General features: G+C 43.3%; 30 protein-coding genes and 1 pseudogene. 24 read left to right on the top strand and 7 right to left on the bottom strand.

Annotation, left to right across the window (positions count from 1 at the left end; translation table 11 throughout):
- Positions 1 to 25: 25 nt before the first annotated feature.
- The 24 genes and pseudogenes from rlmN to fic all read left to right on the top strand — a co-directional run bounded on the left by rlmN (position 26) and on the right by fic (position 17,873).
- Complete coding sequence (gene rlmN / locus HRI97_RS06270) at positions 26 to 1,048, top strand: dual-specificity RNA methyltransferase RlmN (protein ID WP_253727274.1); 1,023 nt, start codon at positions 26 to 28, stop codon at positions 1,046 to 1,048.
- 57 nt (positions 1,049 to 1,105) lie between these two features.
- Positions 1,106 to 1,309, top strand: a complete 204-nt coding sequence (locus HRI97_RS06275) for a heavy-metal-associated domain-containing protein (RefSeq protein ID WP_180486192.1) — start codon at positions 1,106 to 1,108, stop codon at positions 1,307 to 1,309.
- Positions 1,310 to 1,393: 84 nt separating this feature from the next.
- Positions 1,394 to 2,683, top strand: a complete 1,290-nt coding sequence (locus HRI97_RS06280; protein ID WP_253727275.1) for a 3-isopropylmalate dehydratase large subunit — start codon at positions 1,394 to 1,396, stop codon at positions 2,681 to 2,683.
- A 252-nt stretch (positions 2,684 to 2,935) separates the two neighbouring features.
- Positions 2,936 to 3,469, top strand: a complete 534-nt coding sequence (locus HRI97_RS06285) for a 3-isopropylmalate dehydratase small subunit (protein ID WP_253727276.1) — start codon at positions 2,936 to 2,938, stop codon at positions 3,467 to 3,469.
- 612 nt (positions 3,470 to 4,081) lie between these two features.
- Positions 4,082 to 5,005 carry an NADase-type glycan-binding domain-containing protein gene (locus tag HRI97_RS06290; RefSeq protein WP_253724588.1) on the top strand — a complete coding sequence of 308 codons (924 nt, stop codon included), beginning with the start codon at positions 4,082 to 4,084 and terminating at the stop codon, positions 5,003 to 5,005.
- A gap of 224 nt (positions 5,006 to 5,229) precedes the next feature.
- On the top strand, positions 5,230 to 5,835 hold the full coding sequence (locus HRI97_RS06295; RefSeq protein ID WP_253724589.1) for an NADase-type glycan-binding domain-containing protein: 606 nt from the start codon (positions 5,230 to 5,232) through the stop codon (positions 5,833 to 5,835).
- Between the two features lie 202 nt (positions 5,836 to 6,037).
- Positions 6,038 to 6,613 (top strand): hypothetical protein, encoded by a 576-nt coding sequence (locus HRI97_RS06300; RefSeq protein WP_253724590.1) that lies wholly within the window; start codon positions 6,038 to 6,040, stop codon positions 6,611 to 6,613.
- Positions 6,614 to 6,643: 30 nt separating this feature from the next.
- The gene (locus HRI97_RS06305) at positions 6,644 to 7,351 is read left to right on the top strand and encodes a PoNe immunity protein domain-containing protein (protein WP_253724591.1); all 708 of its coding nucleotides are present in this window, start codon (positions 6,644 to 6,646) and stop codon (positions 7,349 to 7,351) included.
- A 22-nt stretch (positions 7,352 to 7,373) separates the two neighbouring features.
- Entirely contained in the window at positions 7,374 to 7,529 is a 156-nt protein-coding gene (locus tag HRI97_RS06310) for a hypothetical protein (protein WP_253724592.1), read from the top strand.
- The gene (locus HRI97_RS06315; RefSeq protein WP_253724593.1) at positions 7,499 to 7,798 is read left to right on the top strand and encodes a barstar family protein; all 300 of its coding nucleotides are present in this window, start codon (positions 7,499 to 7,501) and stop codon (positions 7,796 to 7,798) included. The genes HRI97_RS06310 and HRI97_RS06315 overlap by 31 nt, the downstream gene beginning before the upstream one ends.
- A 180-nt stretch (positions 7,799 to 7,978) precedes the next feature.
- Positions 7,979 to 8,191: a GH-E family nuclease gene (locus HRI97_RS12630; protein ID WP_366794532.1), complete on the top strand. Its 213-nt coding sequence runs from the start codon at positions 7,979 to 7,981 to the stop codon at positions 8,189 to 8,191.
- A complete protein-coding gene (locus HRI97_RS06320; protein ID WP_253724594.1) occupies positions 8,188 to 8,730 on the top strand; it encodes an ankyrin repeat domain-containing protein in 543 nt (180 codons plus the stop codon). Before HRI97_RS12630 ends, HRI97_RS06320 begins: the two co-directional genes overlap by 4 nt.
- Before the next feature lie 40 nt (positions 8,731 to 8,770).
- Positions 8,771 to 9,451, top strand: a complete 681-nt coding sequence (locus tag HRI97_RS06325) for a PoNe immunity protein domain-containing protein (protein ID WP_253724595.1) — start codon at positions 8,771 to 8,773, stop codon at positions 9,449 to 9,451.
- A gap of 21 nt (positions 9,452 to 9,472) precedes the next feature.
- The gene (locus HRI97_RS06330) at positions 9,473 to 9,874 is read left to right on the top strand and encodes a hypothetical protein (RefSeq protein ID WP_253724596.1); all 402 of its coding nucleotides are present in this window, start codon (positions 9,473 to 9,475) and stop codon (positions 9,872 to 9,874) included.
- Positions 9,875 to 10,083: 209 nt separating this feature from the next.
- On the top strand, positions 10,084 to 10,572 hold the full coding sequence (locus HRI97_RS06335; protein ID WP_253724597.1) for a GH-E family nuclease: 489 nt from the start codon (positions 10,084 to 10,086) through the stop codon (positions 10,570 to 10,572).
- Between the two features lie 53 nt (positions 10,573 to 10,625).
- Positions 10,626 to 11,183 carry an ankyrin repeat domain-containing protein gene (locus HRI97_RS06340; protein WP_253724598.1) on the top strand — a complete coding sequence of 186 codons (558 nt, stop codon included), beginning with the start codon at positions 10,626 to 10,628 and terminating at the stop codon, positions 11,181 to 11,183.
- 24 nt (positions 11,184 to 11,207) lie between these two features.
- Positions 11,208 to 11,396, top strand: coding sequence for a DUF4474 domain-containing protein (locus HRI97_RS12635; RefSeq protein ID WP_366794534.1), 189 nt, complete (start codon positions 11,208 to 11,210; stop codon positions 11,394 to 11,396).
- A complete protein-coding gene (locus tag HRI97_RS06345) occupies positions 11,396 to 12,085 on the top strand; it encodes a C39 family peptidase (RefSeq protein ID WP_253724599.1) in 690 nt (229 codons plus the stop codon). Before HRI97_RS12635 ends, HRI97_RS06345 begins: the two co-directional genes overlap by 1 nt.
- Complete coding sequence (locus tag HRI97_RS06350) at positions 12,082 to 12,804, top strand: NADase-type glycan-binding domain-containing protein (RefSeq protein WP_253724600.1); 723 nt, start codon at positions 12,082 to 12,084, stop codon at positions 12,802 to 12,804. The genes HRI97_RS06345 and HRI97_RS06350 overlap by 4 nt, the downstream gene beginning before the upstream one ends.
- 439 nt (positions 12,805 to 13,243) lie before the next feature.
- On the top strand, positions 13,244 to 14,353 hold the full coding sequence (locus tag HRI97_RS06355) for an IS110 family RNA-guided transposase (RefSeq protein ID WP_253724601.1): 1,110 nt from the start codon (positions 13,244 to 13,246) through the stop codon (positions 14,351 to 14,353).
- A gap of 71 nt (positions 14,354 to 14,424) precedes the next feature.
- Positions 14,425 to 15,138: pseudogene (locus HRI97_RS12695) on the top strand (NADase-type glycan-binding domain-containing protein).
- A 209-nt stretch (positions 15,139 to 15,347) separates the two neighbouring features.
- Positions 15,348 to 16,043: an NADase-type glycan-binding domain-containing protein gene (locus tag HRI97_RS06365; RefSeq protein ID WP_253724603.1), complete on the top strand. Its 696-nt coding sequence runs from the start codon at positions 15,348 to 15,350 to the stop codon at positions 16,041 to 16,043.
- Positions 16,044 to 16,159: 116 nt separating this feature from the next.
- The gene (locus tag HRI97_RS06370) at positions 16,160 to 16,903 is read left to right on the top strand and encodes an NADase-type glycan-binding domain-containing protein (protein WP_253724604.1); all 744 of its coding nucleotides are present in this window, start codon (positions 16,160 to 16,162) and stop codon (positions 16,901 to 16,903) included.
- Between the two features lie 88 nt (positions 16,904 to 16,991).
- Positions 16,992 to 17,873 carry a protein adenylyltransferase Fic gene (fic, locus tag HRI97_RS06375; RefSeq protein ID WP_253724605.1) on the top strand — a complete coding sequence of 294 codons (882 nt, stop codon included), beginning with the start codon at positions 16,992 to 16,994 and terminating at the stop codon, positions 17,871 to 17,873.
- A 72-nt stretch (positions 17,874 to 17,945) separates the two neighbouring features.
- Here the strand turns inward: fic and HRI97_RS06380 are convergent, their stop codons facing one another.
- The 7 genes from HRI97_RS06380 to HRI97_RS06410 form a co-directional block, all read right to left on the bottom strand.
- Positions 17,946 to 18,737, bottom strand: a complete 792-nt coding sequence (locus tag HRI97_RS06380; RefSeq protein ID WP_253724606.1) for a pseudouridine synthase family protein — start codon at positions 18,735 to 18,737, stop codon at positions 17,946 to 17,948.
- On the bottom strand, positions 18,718 to 19,716 hold the full coding sequence (locus HRI97_RS06385) for an RluA family pseudouridine synthase (protein ID WP_253724607.1): 999 nt from the start codon (positions 19,714 to 19,716) through the stop codon (positions 18,718 to 18,720). The genes HRI97_RS06380 and HRI97_RS06385 overlap by 20 nt, the downstream gene beginning before the upstream one ends.
- A 2-nt stretch (positions 19,717 to 19,718) precedes the next feature.
- The gene (locus HRI97_RS06390) at positions 19,719 to 20,423 is read right to left on the bottom strand and encodes a DUF8521 domain-containing protein (protein ID WP_253724608.1); all 705 of its coding nucleotides are present in this window, start codon (positions 20,421 to 20,423) and stop codon (positions 19,719 to 19,721) included.
- A complete protein-coding gene (locus tag HRI97_RS06395) occupies positions 20,420 to 21,139 on the bottom strand; it encodes a YggS family pyridoxal phosphate-dependent enzyme (protein WP_253724610.1) in 720 nt (239 codons plus the stop codon). The genes HRI97_RS06390 and HRI97_RS06395 overlap by 4 nt, the downstream gene beginning before the upstream one ends.
- A 23-nt stretch (positions 21,140 to 21,162) precedes the next feature.
- Entirely contained in the window at positions 21,163 to 22,029 is an 867-nt protein-coding gene (rsmA, locus tag HRI97_RS06400; RefSeq protein ID WP_253727303.1) for a 16S rRNA (adenine(1518)-N(6)/adenine(1519)-N(6))-dimethyltransferase RsmA, read from the bottom strand.
- Positions 22,030 to 22,198: 169 nt separating this feature from the next.
- Positions 22,199 to 23,461, bottom strand: coding sequence for a ComEC/Rec2 family competence protein (locus HRI97_RS06405; protein WP_253724611.1), 1,263 nt, complete (start codon positions 23,459 to 23,461; stop codon positions 22,199 to 22,201).
- Positions 23,455 to 24,636, bottom strand: a complete 1,182-nt coding sequence (locus tag HRI97_RS06410; protein WP_253724613.1) for a hypothetical protein — start codon at positions 24,634 to 24,636, stop codon at positions 23,455 to 23,457. The genes HRI97_RS06405 and HRI97_RS06410 overlap by 7 nt, the downstream gene beginning before the upstream one ends.
- Positions 24,637 to 24,676 lie beyond the last annotated feature (40 nt).

Consider the following 24,676-nt stretch of genomic DNA (forward strand, 5'->3'; position numbering starts at 1 on the left):
TTTCTTGCCGGATGTACCGCGCCGCATGAATAAAATCGCACTCGCCGGTCTCTTGCCCGAAGAGCTGTGCGCTTCCCTTTCACTCTCCCCTTCTTTTCGCGGAAATCAACTGTTTCAGTGGATCGGAAAGGGTGTCGATTCGTTCGATGCGATGACAAATCTGAGCGCAGAGCTGCGGGCCTCACTTGCCGAAAAAGCGCTGCTCCGGTCGACTCGCGTATCCGCCGTGCTGAAAGCGGACGACGGCACGGTAAAGCTGCAGATAGAAACGGAAGACGCTCTCGCGGTCGAAACGGTGCTCCTCACCGATAAAGCGGGACGGAAGACGGCTTGCGTTTCGTGTCAAGCCGGCTGCGCGATGGGCTGCGCGTTTTGCAAAACGGGAACGCTCGGCCTTGCCAGAAATTTGAGCGCTGCAGAAATCGTCGAACAGTTTTTATATCTTGAAAAGCACGCGGGTGCTCTCGATAATATCGTCTTTATGGGTATGGGAGAGCCGCTTTTAAATCTCGAAGCGGTACGGAAAGCGATCGTCGTGCTCACCGATAAGCGCGGCAGAAATCTTTCGAGCCGCCGCATCACGGTATCCACGGTCGGTATCGTAAGCGGTATATACGATTTGGCGGATAACGGCCCTGCCGTGCGCCTCGCCCTTTCGCTTACGACGGCGGACGAAGTGTTGCGCCGCGAACTCATGCCCGCGTCTTCAACGAATTCTTTGAGCGATTTACGAAAGGCCGTTTCATACTACATCGAAAAAACGGGAAAACGGGTTACGCTCGAAGCCGTATTGCTTTCGGGAAAAAATATGAGCGAAAAAGATGCGGACGCCCTCATCGCCTTTGCAAAAGGTTTGGATGTGCACGTAAATCTCATCCCGTGGAATCCCGTAGAAGGGCTGTCATTTGCAACGCCAAGTCAGGATGAAACGGCACAATTCGTTTCGCGTCTTGAAAAGGGAGGCCTCAACGTAACGCTCCGTATGCACCGAGGAAAAAGTATTTCCGGCGCCTGCGGACAGCTCGGTAAAACGAATGCGAACGCTTGAAATGCCGCATATTTTTATCTATAATGCCTGCAGTAAAAAAGAAATGCGGAGCTAAAAATGCAAAAAAAGATTTACGTCGCCGGCATGTTCGACGGCGATACTGCAAAAAAAGTTGAAGATGCGGTGCGCGCGGTAAGCGGCGTCACAAGCGTTACGGCTTCTCCCGAGAAGGCGCAAGTGCTCGTCGATTACGGCGATGAATCCGTAGTGGCTTCGATCAACGCTGCGATTACTTCGCTCGGTATCGATGTACTCGACTAGCGTTTCGGCAGCCTTCTTGACCCCCGTATCGATTTTAACTATGCTGTAATTATTCAGTGATATTAAAAATACACGAGGAGCAGTATGGGTAAAACAATAGCACAAAAAATATTCGATGCGCACAGAATCGATACGCCCTTTTCCGGTACATCGGTACTGAAACTCGACCGCGTATTTTGCCACGAAATCACGACTCCCGTCGCGATCACCGATCTGATCGAACGCGGAAAAGACAGTGTATTCGACGGCGATAAAATCAAAGCGGTTATCGATCACGTCACTCCTGCAAAAGACAGCAAAACGGCGACGCAGGGAAAAATCCTGCGCGATTGGGCGCACCGGCAGCATATCAAAGACTTTTTCGACATAGGCCGAAACGGCGTGTGCCATGCGATTTTTCCGGAAAGCGGCTTTGTGCGCCCGGGCTTTACCGTCATCATGGGCGATTCGCACACCTGTACGCACGGCGCTTTCGGCGCGTTCGCCGCGGGAGTCGGCACGACCGATATCGAAGTCGGTATATTAAAAGGCGTGTGTGCGTTCCGCGAACCGAAATCGATCAAATTTATTTTAAACGGAAAACTGCGTCCGGGCGTTTTCGCCAAGGACGTCATCCTTTCGATCATCGCAAAAATCGGCGTAAACGGCGCGACCGACCGCGTTATGGAATTCACCGGTCCCGTCATTGAAAGTTTCGGCATGGAAGAGCGCATGACGCTGTGCAATATGGCGGTCGAAGCGGGCGGCACGTCGGGCATCTGCGCTCCGGATATGCATACGGTCGACTACCTTTGGGAATTTATTAAAGACGATTATCCGTCGAAAGAAGCCGCCCTCGCCGACTACTCCAAGTGGACAAGCGATGCGGACGCCGAATACGAAAAAACGATATCGATCGACTGCAGTGAAATCGAGCCCGTGTGTACCGTCGGCTACAAACCCGACGAGGTCAAAAACGTGCGCGATATGAAAGGCACGAAAGTCGACCAAGTCTATATCGGCAGCTGCACGAACGGACGCATATCGGATCTCCGCATTGCGGCGGAAGTGCTGAAAGGAAAACGCATAGCCGAAGGTGTGCGCGCCATCGTAAGCCCTGCAACTCCGAAAACGTACAAAACGGCGCTCAAAGAAGGCATTATCGACATCTTTATGGACTCGGGATTTTGCGTTACGAATCCGACCTGCGGCGCGTGCCTCGGCATGTCGAACGGAGTGCTCGCAGAAGGAGAAGTGTGTGCGTCCACGACGAACCGCAATTTTAACGGCAGAATGGGAAAAGGCGGCATGGTTCACTTGATGAGCCCCGCGACGGCGAGCGCAACGGCAATCGCCGGCACGATATGCAATTCATCGCTTTATCAGGAGGTATGATCAAAGCGCCGACTGAAACAGCGTCGGTACTTTGATCTCGAGTTTGCTCGGACGTTTGCAAAAAAACGTGCATACATACCGGTTCGATAAAAATCGTATGAATGTGTTGCGTTATATTTTGCAAACTCGATTATCGAACATGTGCGCCGCTTGGAACTTCGGAGCAAAGCTCCTTCGTTACCAAGCTTGCGCACGGCAAAAAACTTTTTCGAAATTTGCAAATTTCTACAAAAGTTTTTTGGGAGGTATGAGGTGAAACAATTCGGAGGGAGCGTGCTCTTTCTCGACCGCTCCGACATCAACACCGACGAAATCATTCCGGCGAAGTATCTTACCGAAATTTCAAAGCAGGCGCTCAAGCCCTATCTGCTCGAAGATTTAAAGCTCGACGGCTTTAATCCGAAAACCGATATCGCAGGCAAGCGCGTCATCATCGCGCGGGAAAATTTCGGCTGCGGCTCTTCACGCGAACACGCTCCGTGGGCGCTCGAAGTGAACGGCATTTCCGTCGTCATCGCGGTAAACTTTGCGCGGATATTTCGGCAAAACATGTTCAACTGCGGCATGATGGCTATCGAACTCGATAAAAAATCGATAGACGATATATTCCGCACGTTTTCGGATAAAGACGCCGAATGCAAAATCGTGCAAAACGACGACGGCAGCGCAAAAGTAAAGCTGATTGCGGGAAGCCTTTCGAAAAGCTATCCGTTTACGCTCGACGGTTTTGCAAAGACACTCGTCGAAAGCGACGGGTGGATCGGCTACGCGGATAAAAAATATTGATAGGTCGAAAGTCGAGTTTGGAAGGTATCAGCTAATAACGTTGTGTTTACGGCGAGGATGACCAACGTACAATCTTTGTAGACATATGCGAACGCGGCTCTCGCAGCGGGCGCTGCGTTCGGCTTCGCCTCACTACCGAGTTTGCGTTGCAAACTCGCAGTATTTAGGGAACGGTTGTGCTTTTAAGCGCCGCTTACGCAAGCGGAACGCACAAAGTCGCACGCGTGTCTCCCGCTGCTACGCCGCATCGCGCACACGTCAAGATGTTTCGGCATACGGTCGGAACCTCGCCGTATGCACATACTAGGGAACCTCTAAAAACTGCAGTTTTTAGAGGTAACTTTGAAAAGGCGATGTTATAACTCGCGATAATACAGCGAGTTACAACTCGTCAGCATCTCGAAAAAATCGCTAAAGGTGAGTTTTTCGAGATGCCCAATTGTACTTACTTTCCAAACTCGTCCTTCAATTGGTGAACGAAACGGATGGAAAAGGGACTATCTCAAAAGGCGGTTATCTTTTCGACAACCCTGCGAGTTTTAGAAAACTCGAAATTGAACCTAATGCATTTTTAAATTCGCACGGACAGGCCGCCGTGCGAATTATTATAATATGAATCCAAAAAAATTGCTGTCAATACTTTTTTCGATTTCAGTTCTTCTTATAATGACCGCCTATGCGGGAGAAAACCTGTCGGCGAGCGATAATTCATTTGGCGGATTCGATGTATATACGTTTTCCGCGGGCGATAAGAATGCAACGTATTATCTCAATGAAAATACGCTGCATATACAAGAGCGCTCACTCGGAAGCCGTTATAACAGCTATGATCAGACAATCACATTTTCAACCGTCGAAAAGAACGGTGTACCGTATATACGATATACGGAATCCGACCGACAGTATGTTTCATCTGACAGTAAAAAATTCGAAGTAAAAAAAAACGACGGCATGGAGCGGGAAGCCGTATTTTTTAAGAACGAATATTTTTTCGTTTTGCTTAATAAAGACGGTACGTGTTTGTACGGCGCAAAAAATGCATACGATACGTGGGAATATCATGTGCACGATACCGAAGTAAAACAAAGTTCATTTTTAAAAGAAAAAACAAAAAGCTATTCGATAAACGATATGGGCTGTAATTTTCCCGAAAAACGTACGGTATGGGCCGCTCCATGGTGCGAGGGCGTACAAGGACAGGGTATCGGAGAACGGCTTGAGTTTTCATTGAAAAAAAACAATTCATATGCCGAAGTATTTGGCAAACAAAAAATATTTATTTCAATCGGCTATGTCGATTATTCCCGTCCCGATTTATACAATGCCAACTCACGGCCGAAAATACTTTCCGTCTATATAAATAATACCTTTTATAAAGATGTCCGCCTCGAAGATACGAGCGACTATCAGGATTTGCTTAAAGGCAGGACACTTGCAGCAAGCGATACGATCAAACTTGTCATAAAAGACGTATATCCGGGAGAAAAATATCAAGACACTTGTATTAACGATATTTTTATACTACCGTTAAGATAGACAAACGGAGATACAATAAAGGTGGTAATACAATGAAAAAATATGTTTACATACTTTTATATTTTATCATTGGGCAGTTGTACATATTTGCTACTCCTGAAATCGGAATTTTATATCAAACACAAGAGTTTGAATGTTTTAGATTTATTTCTGAAAATAAACTGGATGTTCGTAATTGGTTATACCAGAATAAACTGTTAAAAGACGGCACATATCATTATGAATTGAGCTATGAAGAGGGATTGCCGTATATTTTCATCAGCGGTAACGGTGTAAAGCGATATTTTCTACTGCTTTCGAATGAACAAGCTTGCTATTTTTACGATACAAAGACGGGAGAACTGGTAATTTCGGCGGAGCACACAAAAGCTGCAATAGAGCCGTTTGTTATTTATAAAAGAGATAAAATACGCGCAAGTTCGGAGCTGCGCGAAGGAAAGACTGTGTATTCGGTTGAAAACCTTTCGACCGAAATCCTGTTGCCGTGGGTACCTGCAGGCGGGAAAAACGGCATCGGCGCAACTTTGACCATACACGATATGTACGGCGAGTTTTTGATACTCGGTTCGGGTTATGTTTCGGTAAAAAACAGAGCTTTGTGGACAAAAAATGCACGGCCGAAAAAACTTAAAATTCAGTATAAAAAAACCGGTATTGTAAAATATGTCGATTTAAAAGATACGCCCGATTTACAAACGATAGTCATGTATACGGACGAAGATTATAAAAATCAAGCACGAGGTGGAGATATTGTCATAACGATCATGGACGTATATGAGGGCACTACGTATAGCGATGTATGTATCAATATTTTGGTAGAAAAGACATAAGAATGTAAAAAAAGAATCCGAGATTATGGAATATCAAACACCTGATCGGATAGTATACAGAAGCTGGAAATATAATAGAAAACACATCCTTGATAGAGTAATACTGAACGAGTTTAACCGCACAACAGAAAGAATTATTTAAAATTACAGATAGATTCGGAAAGCCCCAATGTAATGAGAGAGCGGAAACTATATCATAGAAGTGGATTTTGTAGACCGGGTACGAAATGCGCAGTCGGAAGGAGCGTTGGCGGAAGCGGGAAGTATTTTTGCCGAAGCAGCAGCTGCCGTAGGGATAACAATACTGTTTGCTTTTTTAGGCAGGCTGTCAAAAATGACAAAGGAGCGATTTAGAAACAGGAAGCAGGTTACTCAAAGAGAAATCATAGACTCGGTTGAACGGGGAAAGATAAAGCTGGAAAATAATATCCAAAGAGGAAATTACGGAGAGATGAAAATGGATATTTATTTTGAAGAACAAGGATATAAACGTATCAGCATTGATAAAGTGACGGATTTGAATGCGCCTATACACAAGGGATTGGATGGCGTGTATTATAATCAGGACGGACAACCGTCGTATATTATCGGTGAAGCCAAATACGGCAGATCGGTACTTTCAGTATTATCTGATGGGACAAAACAGATGAGCAATGACTGGATTAGTGAACGATTGGAAAGCGCAGTTGGTAAAGATGTAGCTGATAAGATTAAATTAGAAATGATTATTAATCCTGATAATGTTGGTAGACAACTTATCACAATAGATAAAAATTAAAATAGAGATAATATAGCAAGAAGGTAACGTATGATGCGAGATACTGTAAAAGATCAGAAATATTTTAAATTAAAACTTGCAGAAGAACGGGCAAGTTTAGTCACGTTCGAACAAGCTTTAAAGGATGTTATTGCATCGAGAGGAGAAAAAGATAAGGGTGTACAAAACGGGTATAGTATTATTGCGGATACATATCAAAAGATTATTAATATAATGTATTCTTTAGGATCGGATTTAAATGAAATATCGCACGAATATAATTCGTTATTGCCGTATTTTTGCAAGACATGGAATATCAATTCCGGATATATGAAATTGATTAAAATTTTATCATTAGGTGCGCTTCTTGCTATCGACAGTATGAAGATTAAACAGTTGGAAGAGAAAATTCTTGCAGAAAACGTTAATGATTTTTTGGTTGGCTTCTTATTAAAGTATCTTGATACAAGTTGGACAAGTAGCGGCAATAATTTTGTATTTGGCGGAATTTATAACGATTTAAAAATAATAATCGATGAAAAAAATCCAATTAAACAACTGCAAAAAATAGAGGTGTATCTTAAAAGTAAATGGTACAAACTGCATAAAGATTGTTCATGGTATGATACGCACAATACGGAGACGTACGTCGGCTATTGGAGTTTTGAAGCAGGTGCGGTTGTGAAGATTTTACGGTTGGATGACACGGAGCTGAAAGGGTTAAAATATTATCCGTATGATTTGGTGCATTATCGCTGAAAAAAAATAGGAAGTTACATACATGGAAGATATTGCGGATAAATATTTCGAGGCGGCAATGAAAAAGCCGCACCCGGCACCGAAAGAATACATTGCTGAGATGTTAAAGCGTGGAAGTAATTTGACAATAATCGTAGGAGACAACAAATGGAAAATAATGAAAGAAAAGGAACAGTAGAAATCGATTTAAATTCTGTGCAAAATTCTGAGGAACTTCACGACTTGTTAAAGAAAAAACTTGGTTTTCCCGATTTTTATGGCATGAATTGGAACGCATTTTGGAATGCCATAACAGGCTTGGTTGAGTTACCTGAAAAATTAATTTGTATCGGTTGGAATGATATGATCAAAAAACTACCGGAAGATGCAAAAATAATGAAATACTATTTGGATAAATATGTGGAGAACCATAATAAATATATAAAATGCATTTTTGAATACTGTTGATATTTTTTGCAGCAGAGGTTATAGATTTCTTCTGCTTGCCGTGAGTACTGTGTTTTTAGAAACGGTTACCCGCCCAAATACTGGAAAGGCCGCCCGTCTTATAAAGAAGGGCAAGTAGAAACGGTATGGAAAAATAAAGCGCATGGAAAAGATTATTTTATAAATGAAAATTCAGAACTGATAACGTGGAACAAAGATATACCTCGTAACGGGCAATGGGATATGGGGCATATAGTTGAGGATATAAACAAACCGAATATTTATGCGAGGGAATACGATAAATATCTGAGCGGCGAAATAACAGAGGACACCTTTTTAGAGTGGTATAGAAACGCTAAAAATTACGAACCGCAGCTTCCCAGATACAATAGAGGATTGAAGGAGAAAAAATGAAAAAAGAAATACAGTATGTTGCCGGTGTAAACTACGATGTAGCCGGCCTTAATACGTTGGCGGAATACGGTCCGTTTGAAGCGTTTTTAGAAAAATACGATAGGTCGAAACTCAATGAACAAGATAAATACGGATTTTCTTTACTCCATGCCGCGCTATACGGTCATAAATGGGATATCGCGGAGTTTTTGATAAATGAGGGGATAGATGTCAATCTAAAAGACAGCAGCGGCAATACCGCGCTGCATTATTTGTGCGATGATAATGATATTACTCAAGCAATCACAACGGCAAAACTGTTATTGGCGCACGGAGCGGACATCAATATTCAAAATCAAAAAGGCAGTACGGTTTTAATACTGGCAATCTTGCGGGTGCAAGGGCATGAGAATTGTTCGTTCGTTGAGTTTTTATGTCAGCAGCATCCTGATTTTACGCTCAAAAATAAAGCCGGAAAAACCGCACTTGAAATAGCGCAAATGGTCGAGGCGATTCATGAAAACTGTAAGCTATCCGAACTAATTAGAGGGTATCTCTAAAAAACAAGGGAAAAATCCATATTTTAAGAATAGGGAAAATATGATGCGGGACGGCATAAAAACGGAAGCATATTTTAATGATTTTATTAATAAAGATTCTGAACGGGTTAAAAGATTCTTATTAGACTTACAGAGCGGACAAATACGATCGGATAGGATATTGCCAGTAAAGGCATATATCCACGATTTAAAACTCGGAATACTGACGGCAAAATATTCTAAAGGAGATGAAGTATCTGCTATGAAGAGTGATTTTGTTGAATTAATGGATGATTGGGGTGAGATTTTTGAACCGGACTTTTATAATAAGAATTTAAAAATGCTTTCGTTAGCTGTCTTATTTGCTGTTGATTCTAAACGGATAAAACATATAAAAAAATATTTTGAAAAGGCGAATATCCGTGATTGGCTGTTCAGTTATTTTCTTAATTCATTTTTCGATAAAGAAACGGATATACAAGAACGGCTTTTGTTTCCCAAACATCTTAGTATACTGCGAGATGCAGTAAAGCATAAAAGTACGGAGATACTAAAAGAATATTTAAATAAACATTGGTATAATGCAGACTGCGGATGTTATGCGGCGCACAAGAGTTCTGTCAATGTTTATTACGGCTATTGGAGTTTTGAAGCAGGTGCGGTAGTGAAGATTTTACGGTTGGACGACACGGAGCTGAAAGGGGTGAAATATTATCCGTACGATTTGGTACATTATCGCTGAAAAACAATAGGAGGTTACATAATGGAAGATATTGCGGATAAATATTTTGAAGTGGCAATGAAAACGCCACGCCCGGCGCCGAAGGAATACATTGCCGAGATGTTAAAACTATGGGAAACAATAAAAGAAAATCCGGTAGAAGTAAATAATTCTTATTTAATTGTTCATGATATTGTGAAAGAAGCCCTTAAGGCGAACTTGCTGGACGTAGCGGAAAAATGGGCTGAGATCGGGATGCAGTATGAAGGAATACACAATCTCGGCGGTGAAGGAGCTTTTCAAGTAGGGGTAGTCGCCTTTGCAAAGGGGGATTTGGAAAAGGCAAAACAATATTTTAAGATGGCCAAAAAGAATTCCGGCTGGCGGAATTTTAGGAATAAGGACCCTGCGTACCGAGCACTAATCGATAAGAAAAAACAGTAATTTTTTTTACGGCGCAGAGGTTCTTGTGCCGTTCGTACAGAGCGCCAATGCTGCAAATGCCGAACAAGCGGTAATTATGAAAGCAACACGCAACACTGCACGGCCGGCACACGGCGATGCTGAGACACGGACACGTACGCTTGGCACAGTAGGCGCAGCCGGCACGGTCGAAAGCGCCTCAGAGACGGCAGTTTCCCAAACATTCACAAATGGCAAAAACGCGCAACGCACAGCAGGATACTCGCCTGCCCTCTCCGCAGCAGACAAAACTGATGAGCGAACTTGCGCATGATCCTAAAAACCTAAAACGCTTTTTAAACCGCTACGGAGATGAAGCTGCAAGCCTGATAAAACGACACGGTTACCCGCCCAAATACTGGAAAGGTCGTCCGTCTTATAAAGAAGGGCAAGTAGAAACGGTATGGAAAAATGCGCAGGAAAACCCAAAGAATTTTTGTTTTAGTAAAAATAATACGGAATATATACGTACAGAGCATGGTACAGTATCATGGAACAAAGATATACCTCGTAACGGGCAATGGGATATGGGGCATTTGGAAGATCAAAAATATTCTGATATATACGATTTCTTTATCAGAGGTGATATTTCAGAAGAGAAGTTTTTAGAGTGGTACAAAGAGGCTGGGAACTATGAACCGCAAACCATACCTTTTAATAGGGGACACAAAGGGGAATAGAAGAAGTTGGGATATATTAGTCATAAAAACAAGTAATGGTAAGGAGCAGTCAAATGACAAAGAAAATTGATTATGTAGAAGGCGTTAATTACGAAAAAGCCGGTCTCTATACCCTTGCAATGTATGGTCCGTTTGAAGCGTTTTTGGAAAAATACGATAAGTCGAAACTGAACGAACAAAATCGGTACGGATTTTCTTTATTGCATGAAGCGCTATCCGGTCATAAATGGGATATCGCGGAGTTCTTGATAAATGAGGGGATAGATATCAATCTAAAAGACAGCGGCGGCAATACCGCGCTGCATTATTTGTGCGATGATAATTCAACTGATTACGACGAGGTCTTCAAGTTGATTAAAATACTGCTTGATAAAGGTGCTGATGTTAATGAACGTAATAAGCAGCAAAGCACACCGCTCATAAAAGCTACTGCGCACTCAAACGGGCCGGGCTTTGATATTTTTAAACTGCTTTTGGAGTACAATCCCGATATTTACTGGAAGAATAAATCCGGTATGTCTTGTCTTGTGCTTGCGGAAGAAACACGAGATTTCTTTGAAGACCCCACTATATACAATTACTTAGTTGAAAAAGGGCTGGTAAAAGAATAAAGCGCATGGAAAAGATTATTTTATATAGTATTCCCTTATAAAGACAAAGAATACCGCGTAGAATTTTGGTACGGACGGTATGCCTATGGGAATGCATACGGAGCGGAGATAGGCATTTACTTTCGGACGCACCGGAAAAGCCGTACCGTGAAAAGGAAGAAGACAGCTGCTTTATTTATTACGAATGTGTCCTCGAAAGAGAACAGCTTGTAATGGAGCTGCTCATAGGAGATAAGGAAAGGAAATTCGACGATATTGTTAATATCAGCGGAATAAACGGAACTATAATCGAGCTGGATGACGGAACAGGCAAAGTTCTTGGGAACGTGCCGTATTTTCATCAAAGGGATAATAGAACCGATGAAGGAACGGGAAAGAACAGAGTGTACGGGGATGTAATGTGTCAACTGACATCTCTTGCAATGGTATTAGCCTCTAAAGGTGTAAAGCCTACGGATCCTACAAAACAGTTGGAAGATGAACTGTACGAGATTGCTAAGAAAGAAGGTTACGGATATGGACAGAAAAAAGCCCTGTGGGATAATCCAATTGAAATGTATGATGATATTCTACCAAAGAAAAATGATACTAATAATTTAGAAAGAAAAACATTAAATAATGATGTAAACTTAACGAATATTATTGATCAAATTGATTCTGGAAATCCTGTTATTTTATCATTGAATTATAAAGATAGAAATCTTAAAACCCGTGGTCATATTGTAGTGGTTATTGGATATACAGAAAAAGCATTAATAATTCATGACCCATATGGAAATCTAGAAAAGGGTAAAAATAATCAATATGGTTCGGATAAAAACGGTGCTTATGTTGAATATCCTAAAAACAAATATGATATTGGGAATCATTGGATTAGATATTTGGAGGAAAAAGATATATGAAAAAAGTATTATTTATAATTTTTATTGTTTTAATGGAGTGTAATCTTTTTTCTCAAAGAAATGATATTTCGAAAAATACTATTACAAACTATTGGACGGATATCATACATTGGAAGCAAGGGAGAAGTTCTGTTTTAATTGAAGAAACGAAAAATGAAAAAGAATATGAATGGGAAATGTTGGATGATGATGACCTTTCGACAGCTTGGGCTGAAGGGGTGAATGGAGATGGTATTGGAGAGTGGGTAATCGTTTTCATAGATGGTGATTATCAATATTTAAATTATGAAGACCATATAGAGAATTTACCAATGAATCTTACCTTGAAAATAAATAATGGATTTTGCAGGACGGAAACATTATTTAAAAATAATAATAGAGTAAAAAGAGCAAATCTAGCTATATATGAAGTACCTTTACAAGTTGGACAACATAGAACAGAGGCTATAGAAGAACCAATAAAGAGTGCTGAAATTGATATTTTTATTAATGATTCAATGAAGACACAATATTTAGAAAAAAAATTTAATTTAGTGGGAACTTATACAACAGGCAATGTATGTTTATTCCTAAAACTAACGATTTTAGAAGTCTACCCCGGAGAAAAATATGATGATACTTGTATAAGTGAACTGCATGCAACCGCGGATGTTGTTAAAGAAAAGAAACCTGAAGTTACAAAGCGGAAGAAAAGTTTTTTTCGTAAGGACAAGGAATAAGTAGAATTCTTTTTCAGTGGACATGTAGTTGTATGTATTGATTATACAGAAAAAGCATTAATAATTCATGACCCATATGGGAATCTTGAGAAAGGGACAAATTCTAATTACGGAACCGATAAAAACGGTGCTTTTATCGAATATCCTAAAAATAAATATGATATAGGAAAACGTTGGGTAAAAACAATTACATAAAAGGAGGTATGATAAAAAGGAAAACGAACAAGCGGTAATGTGATAAGCTGAAGTGATTCAGCGGAACCCAGACAATAGTTCGTCATATCTTGTAGAGGCATGACCTCTGGAAAGGAGAATGAAGAGCTTTTGCCGTATCATACGATAGTCGTAAGAGACTGAATGGGAACCTCGCAACGAAGTTTCCAGCGGAATGGAACACAGTACCGATCAGACTTTCCGCTGAAGCAAAACGGAGGTCATCATGACAGTTTACATTGGCGTTGATTTACACAAGACACAGTTTACCGTGCATGTGAGAGTTGGGGACAGAATTGAAAGTTTGTCTGAAATCAAGCAGTACCCGACTACAGCAGCCGGTTATACGAAGTTTCTTAAAAGGATTGCCGGGTACAAAGCGGTGGACTTTACAGTGAAAATCGGAGTTGAATCAACCGGAAACACAAGATTCTTTAAGAATCAGGTTGAGAAAGCCGGAGCGGAAGTGACGGTAATCAATACATTGAAGTTTAAGGTAATCAACGAATCGACGAAGAAAACCGACAAGCATGACGCTTCGACAATTTCATGGTTTCTTTCAAAGGATATGCTTCCGGAAAGCCATATCTGCAGCAAGGAAACGGAGAACCTGAGAAGGTTATTCAAATCGCGGGAAAGACTTGTTCGTTCAATTGTGGGACAAAAGAATGAGGTTCATGCGCTTCTGGTAAGCATGGGGCTTGATGATGAGCTGAGAAGCTTACAAAGTAAAAAAGGGCGCCAGAAAGTTCCGGACACCCTGTTGTCGCATAGCGACCTCGTGCTCGAAGCACAATCAGTAAAACTGATATTTCAAATCATAGAGCAGATGATAGAATCAGTCAAGATAATTGAAAAGCATTTAAGCGAATTAACAGAAGATGATGCAATGGTCAATCGTCTTATGACAATCCGAGGCTGCGGAAAAATCACGGCATGGATAATCAGGGCGTACACCGAAGATATAGGCAGGTTCGCGAATGCAAAGAAATATGCGGCCTTTTGTGGACTTGTTCCGTGGGTACAGGATTCAAACGAGAGTGTTCGTCACGGAAAGATTACGAAGCGAGGACCACAGGAATTGAGGACGGCATATGTTCAGTTGGTGTTGGGAATTCGGCGATGCAAAGATACTTGGGGATGGAGAATCATGCAACGACTGGATTATATGAAAAAGAATAAAGGCAGCGGCAAATCGATTGTTGCAGCTGCAAGGAAGATGGCGGAAATCGTGTGGGCGTTGCTCACAGAAGGACAGGACTTTGATTCAAAAAAGATGATGGGCACATATAAGCCTCTGACTCTTACCGAACAAGCCCTTGCTGCCATGAATTAAATAGCTTAGAAAGTCACCTTGTTCGTTGACTTTTTATGGGAGATTATGAAATGAAAAGAATTATTGTTTTAATGTTAGTGCTTGCTACTTATAAAGATTTATTTTCTAATGATTTATTAACAAAACAATCCGTAAATAATTATTTCACAACATTATTGGACTGGCCTGATCAGTACTGGTCGGAAGGTCGAAGTACAGCATTAATAGAAAATGGCTATGATGGGTTACATTATGAGCAAGTTAAAATTTGGGATAATGATTTATCAACCGCTTGGGTTGAAGGTGTAAAAGGTGAAGGTATAGGCGAATGGGTAATGACTCCTGTAAATGGGAATTATCAAAGTCTATACTATGATAATGAAATAGCAACGAAGAAAATCTCTTTACGATTAAATATATTTAATGGTTTTTGTAAAAATACAAGTACATTCAAGAATAATAATCGTGTAAAAAAAGCAAAAATAACATTATATGAAGTTCCCCTATGATTAGGACAACATGAAACCGTTGCTCTTGAAGAACCTTATATAACTTTTGAGACATATATAGAATTAGTTGATTCTAATACAGAACAGAAATTTTATTTTAACTTTTATCCTAAAGCCTCTTATTCAGATGGTTTTTTATGTTTGTTTATTCAGTTAACAATTCTAGAAGTCTATCCCGGAGAAAAATATAATGATACTTGCATAAGTGAACTGCACGCAACCGCGGATGTTGTAAAAGAAAAGAAACCTGAAGTTACAAAGCGGAAGAAAAGTCCTTTTCGTAAGGACAAGGAATAAGTAGAATTCTTTTTTTGTGGACATGTTGTCGTTTGTATCGGTTATACAAAAGACGTATTAATAATTCATGACCCGTATGGGAATCTTGAGAAAGGGACAAATTCTAATTACGGAACCGATAAAAACGGTGCTTTTATCGAATATCCTAAAAATAAATATGATATTGGAAAGAAATGGATACGAATTCTGGAAAAAAAGGGAGAAAACTAATGAAAAAAAAAGCTTGTATTATTATCTATCTGCAGTTATGCTCATTATTTTTTTATGCACAAAGTCAAAAAGAACTCAAACAGATTGCTAATTCTTATTATGAGACGCTGTCACAGTATTCTAATGAAGTTTGGAAAAGCGGGCGCAGTTCCGTTTTAATTGAAACCGGTTATGACAAAACACATTATGAAATTTTCAATATCTTTGATGACGATATAACGACAGCATGGGTTGAAGGAGCTTCCAATGACGGCGTTGGAGAGTATTTTTTTGCTCCTGTAAAACTTTATGGATTTGAAACGAATTATTTTTATAATAGGAAAATTAAGAATCAAGAAATCGAATTGGAAATAAATATTAATAACGGATTTTGTAAATCCAAAACAACATATAACAATAATAACAGAGTCAAAAAAGCACGCATATATGTATATGACATACCATTAATAGATGCTCAAATAGGTACTTATGTAAAAGACGATACAGTTCCTTTAGAAATCGGTGTTTATGAAATAAACCTTGAAGATACAATGACACTGCAAACATTTTTTCATAAAGTTACTTTAAAGAATACTTCGAAAGAAGGACATGTCGGTCTTTTTTTAAAATTTGAAATTCTTGAAGTATATAAAGGTGAAAAATATTCTGATACCTGCATAAGTGAATTTGCTGCATATGCGACACTGTCAAATTAAGCTTTAGACCTCCTGTTATAGTTATATGGAACCGATAAAAACGGTGCTTATGTTGAATATTCGTATGAAAAGTATGAATTGGGACGGCATTGGATAAGATACTTGGAGGTCGAAGAATGAAAATCAAATATTTTTTAATTGCTTTTATTTTTACATGTTCCTTTTCATATTCTCAGAACCCGGACATGTCTAAAGATATTGTCAATGGATATTTTCGATCTTTTCAAAGAACAATAGAACAAGAGTGGTTACAAGGTAGAAGTTCTGTTTTAATTGAGAATAATAATAAGACACTTTATGAATACCATAATATACAGGATAATGATTTATCTACGGCATGGGTTGAAGGTGTGGACGGCTCAGGAATAAACGAATGGGTTATTATCCCAATAGATTTGAACGGTTATTATTTTTCATATTCAGATGGTAATCAAAAAAAGAAATTGAATATCTCGTTAAAAATAAACAATGGGTTTTGTAAAAATGATAAAACTTATTTTTCAAATAATCGAATAAAAAAAAGTAGAATAGATATTTATGAAGTATCGATTTTAGAATTTGAAGATCAACGTGGTACGCAAGCGATAGATAGCCCAATAAATATTAGTAAAAATGAGTTTATATTTGCGGACAATTCAGAAGAACAATTATTTGATATACCGATAGAATTATCCGGCAACTTTATTAATGACGGTCATGTATGTTTATTCCTAAAACTAACGATTCTAGAAGTCTATCCCGGAGAAAAATATAATGATACTTGTATAAGTGAACTGCATGCAACCGCGGATGTTATTAAAGAAAAGAAACCTGAAGTTACAAAGCGGAAGAAAAGTTTTTTTCGTAAAGACAAAAAATAAGCGGGCGTATTTATCTTGAATAACCTAAAAAATAATAAAATCCAGACATTTCATAGCTTGTTTTCAAAAATCATGCTATCATGGTTTCGTGAGCACAAATAAAATATCGATTCGCTTTTTCAATGATCAGGAAGTGCGTGCCGTCTGGGATGAAGAGAATTCCAAATGGTGGTTCAGCGTACTTGATATTGTCGGAGTTTTAAATGAACAGAGCGAATATGAAAAGAACCGTAACTACTGGAAATACCTCAAAGCAAAGCTGAAAAAAGAAAACCCTGAGTTGGTTAGTGCTGCTACCCAACTGAAATTGACCGCTGCCGATGGGAAAAAATATAAATCGGATGTTATGGACTATAATCAAGTAATAGAGCTTGCACAAAGTTTTCCCAATAACAAATCCGCCCCCTTCATTCAGTGGTTTACCTACAGCGATGAAACGATCGACGGCAAAAGCAAAACGAAAGCCTATGCCCTTTTTGAAAGCTCGCTTTTCGACAGTATAGAATTCGGAACGGTAAACGGACTCAAGCAGATTCACGCATACCTGTTCGGCGGTCTTTACGAATTTGCAGGAAAAATACGGACAGTGGATATTTCAAAAGGCGGATTTAAATTTGCCGCTGCGGAATTTCTCCCGCAAACTTTGCACGGTATAGAAAAAATGAGCGATTCAACATTCGAACAGATTAGCGACAAATATATCGAAATGAATATCGCACACCCGTTTCGCGAAGGCAACGGAAGGACGACGAGGATATGGCTCGACTTGATGTTAAAACGCGCTCTAAAAAGATGTGTTGACTGGAGTAAAATCAACAAAAAAGACTATCTGGAAGCTATGGCTGAAAGTATAACCGATTCAAGCAAAATAAAGTCTTTATTGCAAAACGCTCTGACCGACAAAATCGCTGACAGGGAAATATTTATGAAAGGCATCGACTATTCATATTACTATGAAGAGGCGGAATAAAAGATGCGATTCCGTTTTTATAAGTCGGTATCGGCTACTCGGAGATATCGATGAGTGATACATCTTGCAGTTTTATTCGCAACTCTCGACATTCGGCCTAAAAAAATCCGTACCTACCCTCACCCGCTCTCCCGTCACGGGATTTGTAAAGTCAAGGGCGACGCATTCGAATTCGAGCGCTTCGCCTCCGAAGCCTGCGTTATACAGTTCGTCTCCGACGACGGGAAGTCCGTTCCACGCAAGATGGCAGCGCACTTGATGGCGAAAGCCCTTTGCGATCGAACACTGCGCGATGATGCCCTCCGCCGTCCGCTCGGCGATTTTTATATGCGTCGTATAAAGCGCGCTTCCCTTTTTTTTCAATGCCGCCGCGTTCGAATCTTCGGTAACGGGTCTTACGCTTTTTCTTCCCCTTCCGTATGCGCGAAAATAAGACGATGCGGAAAACTCATCTCCCGCTTTCAACGGACGCATCGAAACGGGTTTCGGAAATCCGCCGAGCTTTACCGCATTCCCCTCGTCGTCGCTGCAAAGCGCGCGGTATGTCTTTATAAAATCGCCCTTTTTTTGCGCTTCGGAAAAAAACGCATACGCTTCGTCCGTCGCCGCGATGAGCAAAAGTCCCGATGTCTGCGTGTCGAGCCGATGAATCAAACCGTATTCGCACGGCTTTTTGCCTTTGACCTTTTGCAGTTCGGGAAAGAGGGATACCGCAAGCGTTACGGCGCAGTTTTTTTCTCCTTCGAAAAGCGGAGCGGATGCCGTGCCGCGCGGTTTTTTGATTATTAAAAAAGGCGAATCGGCAGACGCTTCGCGGATCACGTCGATCCGTGCAATCGGCATGTCAGCGCTTTTTCTTTGCATGATTTTTTCCCCACACGGGCACTTCTTTCGGATAGTTTTTTTTAAGAAAAGAAAGCGTCGTTTGAAAGCGATCGGGAACGGCCGATCGAAACGTCGAAAACTTTTTTTTACCCGGCAAGCGTATCGTCAATTTTTTCGCGTGGAGCATGAGGCGAGCTTCGGGAAAAACATCGTCTTTTTTTCCGTAAACCGTATCTCCCAAAATCGGACAGCCGATGTATTTCATGTGCACTCGTATTTGATGCGTGCGCCCCGTTTTGAGACGAAGGCGCATAAGCGAATAGTTTCCGTAAGAGGCGATGCAGCGGTAAATCGTCCGCGCACTCTTTCCGTCTTCCATCTGCGTTGCGGCTTTAAAACGCTTTCTGTTTTTCGGATCGCGGATGATCTGCGTTTTGATGTCGCCTGCAAGAGCGGGCGGCCTTCCCTTTACGATCGCGATGTATTCTTTTTGTACGAAGCGGCGGGCGAACTGCTGTCCGAGCCACTCTTCGGCGTCCCTGTTTTTTGCCGTAATGATGAGTCCCGACGTATCTTTGTCGAGCCGATGTACGATGCCGGGCCTCCTCGAAGACGCGGCGAGAGACGGGGGCGTATCTTTTATGCGGGAAATCGAAGATCTTCCCCAGCGGTATAAAAGCGCGTTTACGAGCGTACCCGTCCAATTGCCCGCCGCAGGGTGCGTTACCATACCCTGCGCTTTATCGACGACGGCGACGTTTTCGTCTTCATACAGCACGCTGAGCGCGATGTTTTCCGGTGTTATGTCGTCGGGAACATTATCGTCCCATTGCACGTCGATGATATCGAGCGCTTTTACGGCGGCCGAAAGCTTGTGCTCTTTTCCGTTTACGAGGATTTCGATCGCGCAGGATTTCAATTTCGAGCGGTTCATGCCGCCGGGAAGAGAAGCGATGTATTTGTCGAGCCGGAGGCTGCCCTGGAAATCGGCGGGAACTTGTACGCTGAAAGACGGCACCGCTAGTCTCCGCTTTGCCTTTCGAGCGCAAGCTCAGAAGATGCCGCTCGCCCTTCCGCCTCGCTTACAGATTTTTCATCGGACAGCGGATTCAATTGTGCCGCATCCGATTTTTCAGATTCTCCGCTCGCATCGTTTTCCTTATCCGCACCTTCCTGCGACGCTTTTTGCGCCTCTTCATCGGGATTCTCGGCGTCGCTCCGAGTTCCGCCGGGCGGTGTCTCTCTCGGCGGCATATCGATGCGGACGGCATCTTTATCTTCGGCTATCGGCGTGACGACGATGGGCGCTTTTTCTTTTCGCTCGAGTTTTTTCTTTGCGGCTTTCCGCCTGATCACCGAAACGAGGAGGTCGGTAAGCCCGATGCCGACGCTGATACCCGCCGATGTGAGTAAAATGCCCGCCTGTTCGGCCGTCGAATAGCCGTTGCTCGCAGACGCTTTTGCAAAGGGATTCGGAAAATACGCGGAATCGAAGCCGTGCTGCGCATAGCGTGCCGACGAATACACGATCGTCGACGTAAGCGTCACAAAGGGGAGCGCGCCGAACGAAACGATTTCCGCCCTCCGCAAGTCTTTCATAAATTGAGGAAACTCATCGTCCGTATACGGAGCGGGCGTCGTATCTTTCGCTTCTTTCGCACGGCACGGAAAAACGATGACGCACAATAAAAGCAGGACTGCACATTTTTTCACGCAAAGCTTCATAACGCCGCCGTCTCCCGCTCTCCGAAAATCGCCGTCCCGATGCGCACTTCGGTCGAACCCTCTTCGATCGCGATTTTATAATCCGCCGACATTCCCATCGAAAGCGTTGTAAGATCGAAGGCGGGAAATTCTTTTTGCAGCTTTTCCGCAGCATCGCGGAGCGAAACGAAAGACTTCCTCACGGCAATTTCGTCGTCGGTAAAAGGCGCCATCGTCATAAAACCCTTCGGTACGACGTGCGGCGCATTTCCTTCGGCACAATAGCGAAGCGCTTCGTACATGAGTTCGTATGAAAGAAAGCCCGCTTTCGACGCTTCGCCCGTGTGGTATTCCAATAACATATCGATCGATTTATCAATCTTCGCGCACTGTTTTTCGAGTTCTTCGATAATGCCGATCCTGTCGATCGATTCTATGCAAGAGGCGATCCGCACCGCGCGTGCGGCTTTGTTTTTTTGCAGCGTTCCGATGATGTGCAGTTCGGTCGACGGAAAGTCTTCATAAATTTTATTAAATTTTTCGTATGCTTCCTGAACGCGGTTTTCGCCGAATGCGCTCTGGCCCGCTCCGATCGCCGCAATGACGGCTTCGGCCGGATGAAATTTGCTTACGGCGAGGAGCTTTACGCTTCCCTCTTTTCTTCCGGCTTTCCGTTCGGCGTTCCGCACCGATTCGACGACTCGCTTGAGATTTTCCGCTATCCGTTCCGTATCCATAACCGCCTTCTTTTTATCGTACTTCACGCAAGTATAGCGCTATTGAGCGCATCGGACAACCGCAAAAGTTCTGCAAGAGACAGCATCTCAGCCCTGAGCGACGGATCGAGAGCCGCGAGTGTAAGCGCACGCTCGGCTCTTTCGGCGCTTCCGGTAAAGGCCGTTAAATTATTGCGGATATTTTTTCTGCGCGATGAAAAAAGAGCGCGCTGCATTTTTATAAAAAGCGAAGGATTTTCACACGCGGGAAAATCGTTTTTTTTCGTCATAACAACGGCGCGCGAGGCGACGTGCGGCTTCGGCCAAAAATTTCCGGAAGCCAAATCAAAAAGCCCTTTGACGTCGTACGCCCACTGGCACAGTACCGAAAACGACGAGCGCTCGTCCCCTCCTTCTTTTGCCGTCATCCGATCGGCGACTTCCTTTTGTACCGTAACGACCGCTTTGTCGAATCTTGCGCCGCGCTCTATCGTGTCGGCGATGAGGGATGCCGCAATCGAATACGGGAGATTACCGAAAAATCTGTCCGGCAGTCCCGAATCCTCATACGCGCTTTTCCACGTTTTTACGGCATCGCCCGAAACGATTCTCAGCGCACCCTCTTCGATTTCCGCCTTAAAAAAATCCGAAAGCAGTTTTATAAATCCCTTGTCGATTTCGAAGGCCGTAACGCGGGCGCCCGCATCGAGCAAAAGCTTTGTCATGGAGCCGAGCCCCGGCCCTATCTCCCATACGCGCATACCGCGTTCTATTTCGAGAGCACGGACGATGCGCTCACGAGCCTGTGCGTTTACGAGAAAATTTTGTCCGAATTTTTTTTGCATGGAAAAGCCGTTCGCATCGAGGAGAGCTTTGAGAGCTGCCGGTGAATTGTAGTCGGGAATGGTCATAGCAAAAGTCATAGTAGCCCGAACGGCGATTTTTGTAAATCCTGCATAACAAGCATAACAAGCAAGTGCACCGGAAATATATTTTCTCAAAATAGCGCGTACTGTAAAAAAAACGGCTGCACTCCCGGCAGCTGTATTTTGCAAAGTTCCGACACGACATCCGTCCCCGTTACGCGATGTGCACGTAGGGGGCGCGTGCGAAAAAAAGCACGAGGAGTTTTATAAGTCCGTAGATCGCGTTCATCACCGCTCCCGCGAGGGGCGCGAAAAACGGCAGGGCGAGCGAAAGCGCAATGCAGACGATGCCCGCATAGATGAACACGGTTACAAGAGGCGAAACGAGCGGCGTCGCGACGATGCCGACGGGCATAAAGGTTCCGAAAAGCGAAAGCGTCACCGGAGCGGTGAGCGTCTGTGCGCCGAGGGATGCGGCAAGAGGCGCGGATATTTTTTGCCCCAGAGCGCGGATCAAAAAAACGTCGAGCGTTTCCGAAAAAAGCAAAATGCCTAAAAGCGCTCCGTACGAAAGCATAAAAGCCGCGCTCAAAATATGAGCGGGTGCAATCACGACGTGCAGAAAAAAAGCCGCACACAAAATCAAAACCGTATCCGCCCCTGCGATGCCGCACACGGAACACAAAAGGAGCAGCACGCTGCATAAAAACGCGCGCAAAAGAGACGGTGAAAAACCTGCAAACCATACGAAAAGCGATACGGCGCAGAATTGAAAAATATACGATTTCGTTTTTCCGAAAAGCCGCATACCCGCAAAAAACGCGATGCCCGACACGAGCGATAAGTGCATACCCGAAAGCGCAAGGATATGCGAAAGCCCGGCATTCCGAAACGCGTCCGAAACCGCAGAGTCGGTGTATTCGCGGGAACCGGAAAGGAGGGCGAGCAAAAGCCCTCCCGCCCCGCCCCACGCGTACATGAGACGGCGGAACTGAAGGCGGGAGAGCGCTCTGATATGCGAGAGCTTTCCGGCAAAGGATTTTTCCCAGCCTGCGCTTTCGGTTTTCGAAACGAAAAAAGCTCCGTTTTTTCCCGTCCGTCCCGAAAAAAAAAGCCGCGCGCCGCTTTCGCAGAGGACGGCACCCTTTCCGTTAGAAGCCGAATAGAGTTTTCCCGGAAAATACGCTTCGACCGTTTTTTCATCGATATATACCGTCAAGCGTCCGCGGCATGAACTTTTTACGCCGCCCTTCGATACGACGAAGTCGGGCGCAAATTCGGCCGAGTACGAGCCTCGTTTTTGCGATTTTACGGGATTTGAAACGACGGTACCGTACATCGAAACGATATCGTTCTGCGGAATGAGGGAAGCAAATGCGTGACGGTCTTTGACGGGGACGATGCGGCCGTACACCAAAACGGATGCGATAATCGCTGCACAAAAAAGAGGATGATAAAATCTTTTTCCGATCACCATTTAAGCCTCGCGAGGGCATCGCGGGCGGCGGCAATCACCGGTTCGGAATAGTTGACATAGGTCACGTACAAAAGCGTATCGAACGACGATTTATTGCCGATCCTGCCGAGCGCGCCGATTAAAGCGAGGGCAATCGTTTCGGACGTTTTTGCCCCGCTTTCGGTTTGTCTGTTCAACGCCGCAAGATAGGAAGCAAGGCGCGACGAAGCGTCGACCGGTGCGATTTCGGCAAACGCATATATCGTTTTTGCGAATTCGCCGTCGGTCATAACGCCCGCCTTGTATTCGCGTTCGGCAAGATCAAAAAACGAAAGCACTGCCGGAGCGGAACGCGTCCACTTGTTTTTCACGATAACGTCGAGCGCATCGACTTGCAGGGAAACCGTTTCCCTCGTTATCGACGAAGCGTTGTTCGCTATATATATCGTCTCCGAAAGCACATTTTCGGCAATTTCCGATTGAAACGAAGCGGGTGTTTTTTTATTTTTAATAAACAAATCGAACAGCGGCCGTATATCGCTTTTGACGTTTCCTTCGCGGATAATATCGACAATCTGAGGAAACGATTTATCGGCAAGAAGGGCGAGCGCATCATCGATCTCTTGGGTACAATTCGGCCACTTTTGCTCTTTGCGGCATGAAAAAAGGAGCGCAAAGGAACGGCTGTCCCCTATTTCAGAGAGCGCCTTTACGGCAGCTTTTACGACTGCGTTTTCGTCTCCGGAACCCGGAGTATCGGCAAGATAATCGTGCAAAAGGGTTATGCAGGGTTCCGGCGGAAGCAAATCGCGGAGAGCTGTCGTTTTATTGAGGACTGCAATGCGTACCGTATCGCTTGAAAAAAGCGAAAAAATTTTTACCAATTTTTCCGAAACCGCTTCCCTCCCCGCGTAATCGAGAGAGGCAAGCGAATCGGCGGAAAGCGCGCTGATGCCCGAAAGCGCAAGCGCGTCCAAATCGCGGTCGTTTCCGAGCAGCGCTTTATATTCGAGTGCAAAATCTATGGCCGCAAGTGAAAGAAAAGCCGCGTCTTCTCCCGAACTTTCTTTTACCGCAGCGGTTTTATCGGCGATATTGCCTTTAACGAACCGTACGCGCAGCGGAACCGAAGAAGCAAAAGAGGAAACGCACAAAAGTGCGGTAATTGTTCCGATAAACCACTTCTTTATTTCCATACGTGCCTCATACCATCCTCCGCACGAATAAAACAACTTC

It is taken from the genome of Treponema socranskii subsp. buccale, from assembly GCF_024181585.1.
GTDB lineage: Bacteria > Spirochaetota > Spirochaetia > Treponematales > Treponemataceae > Treponema_D > Treponema_D buccale.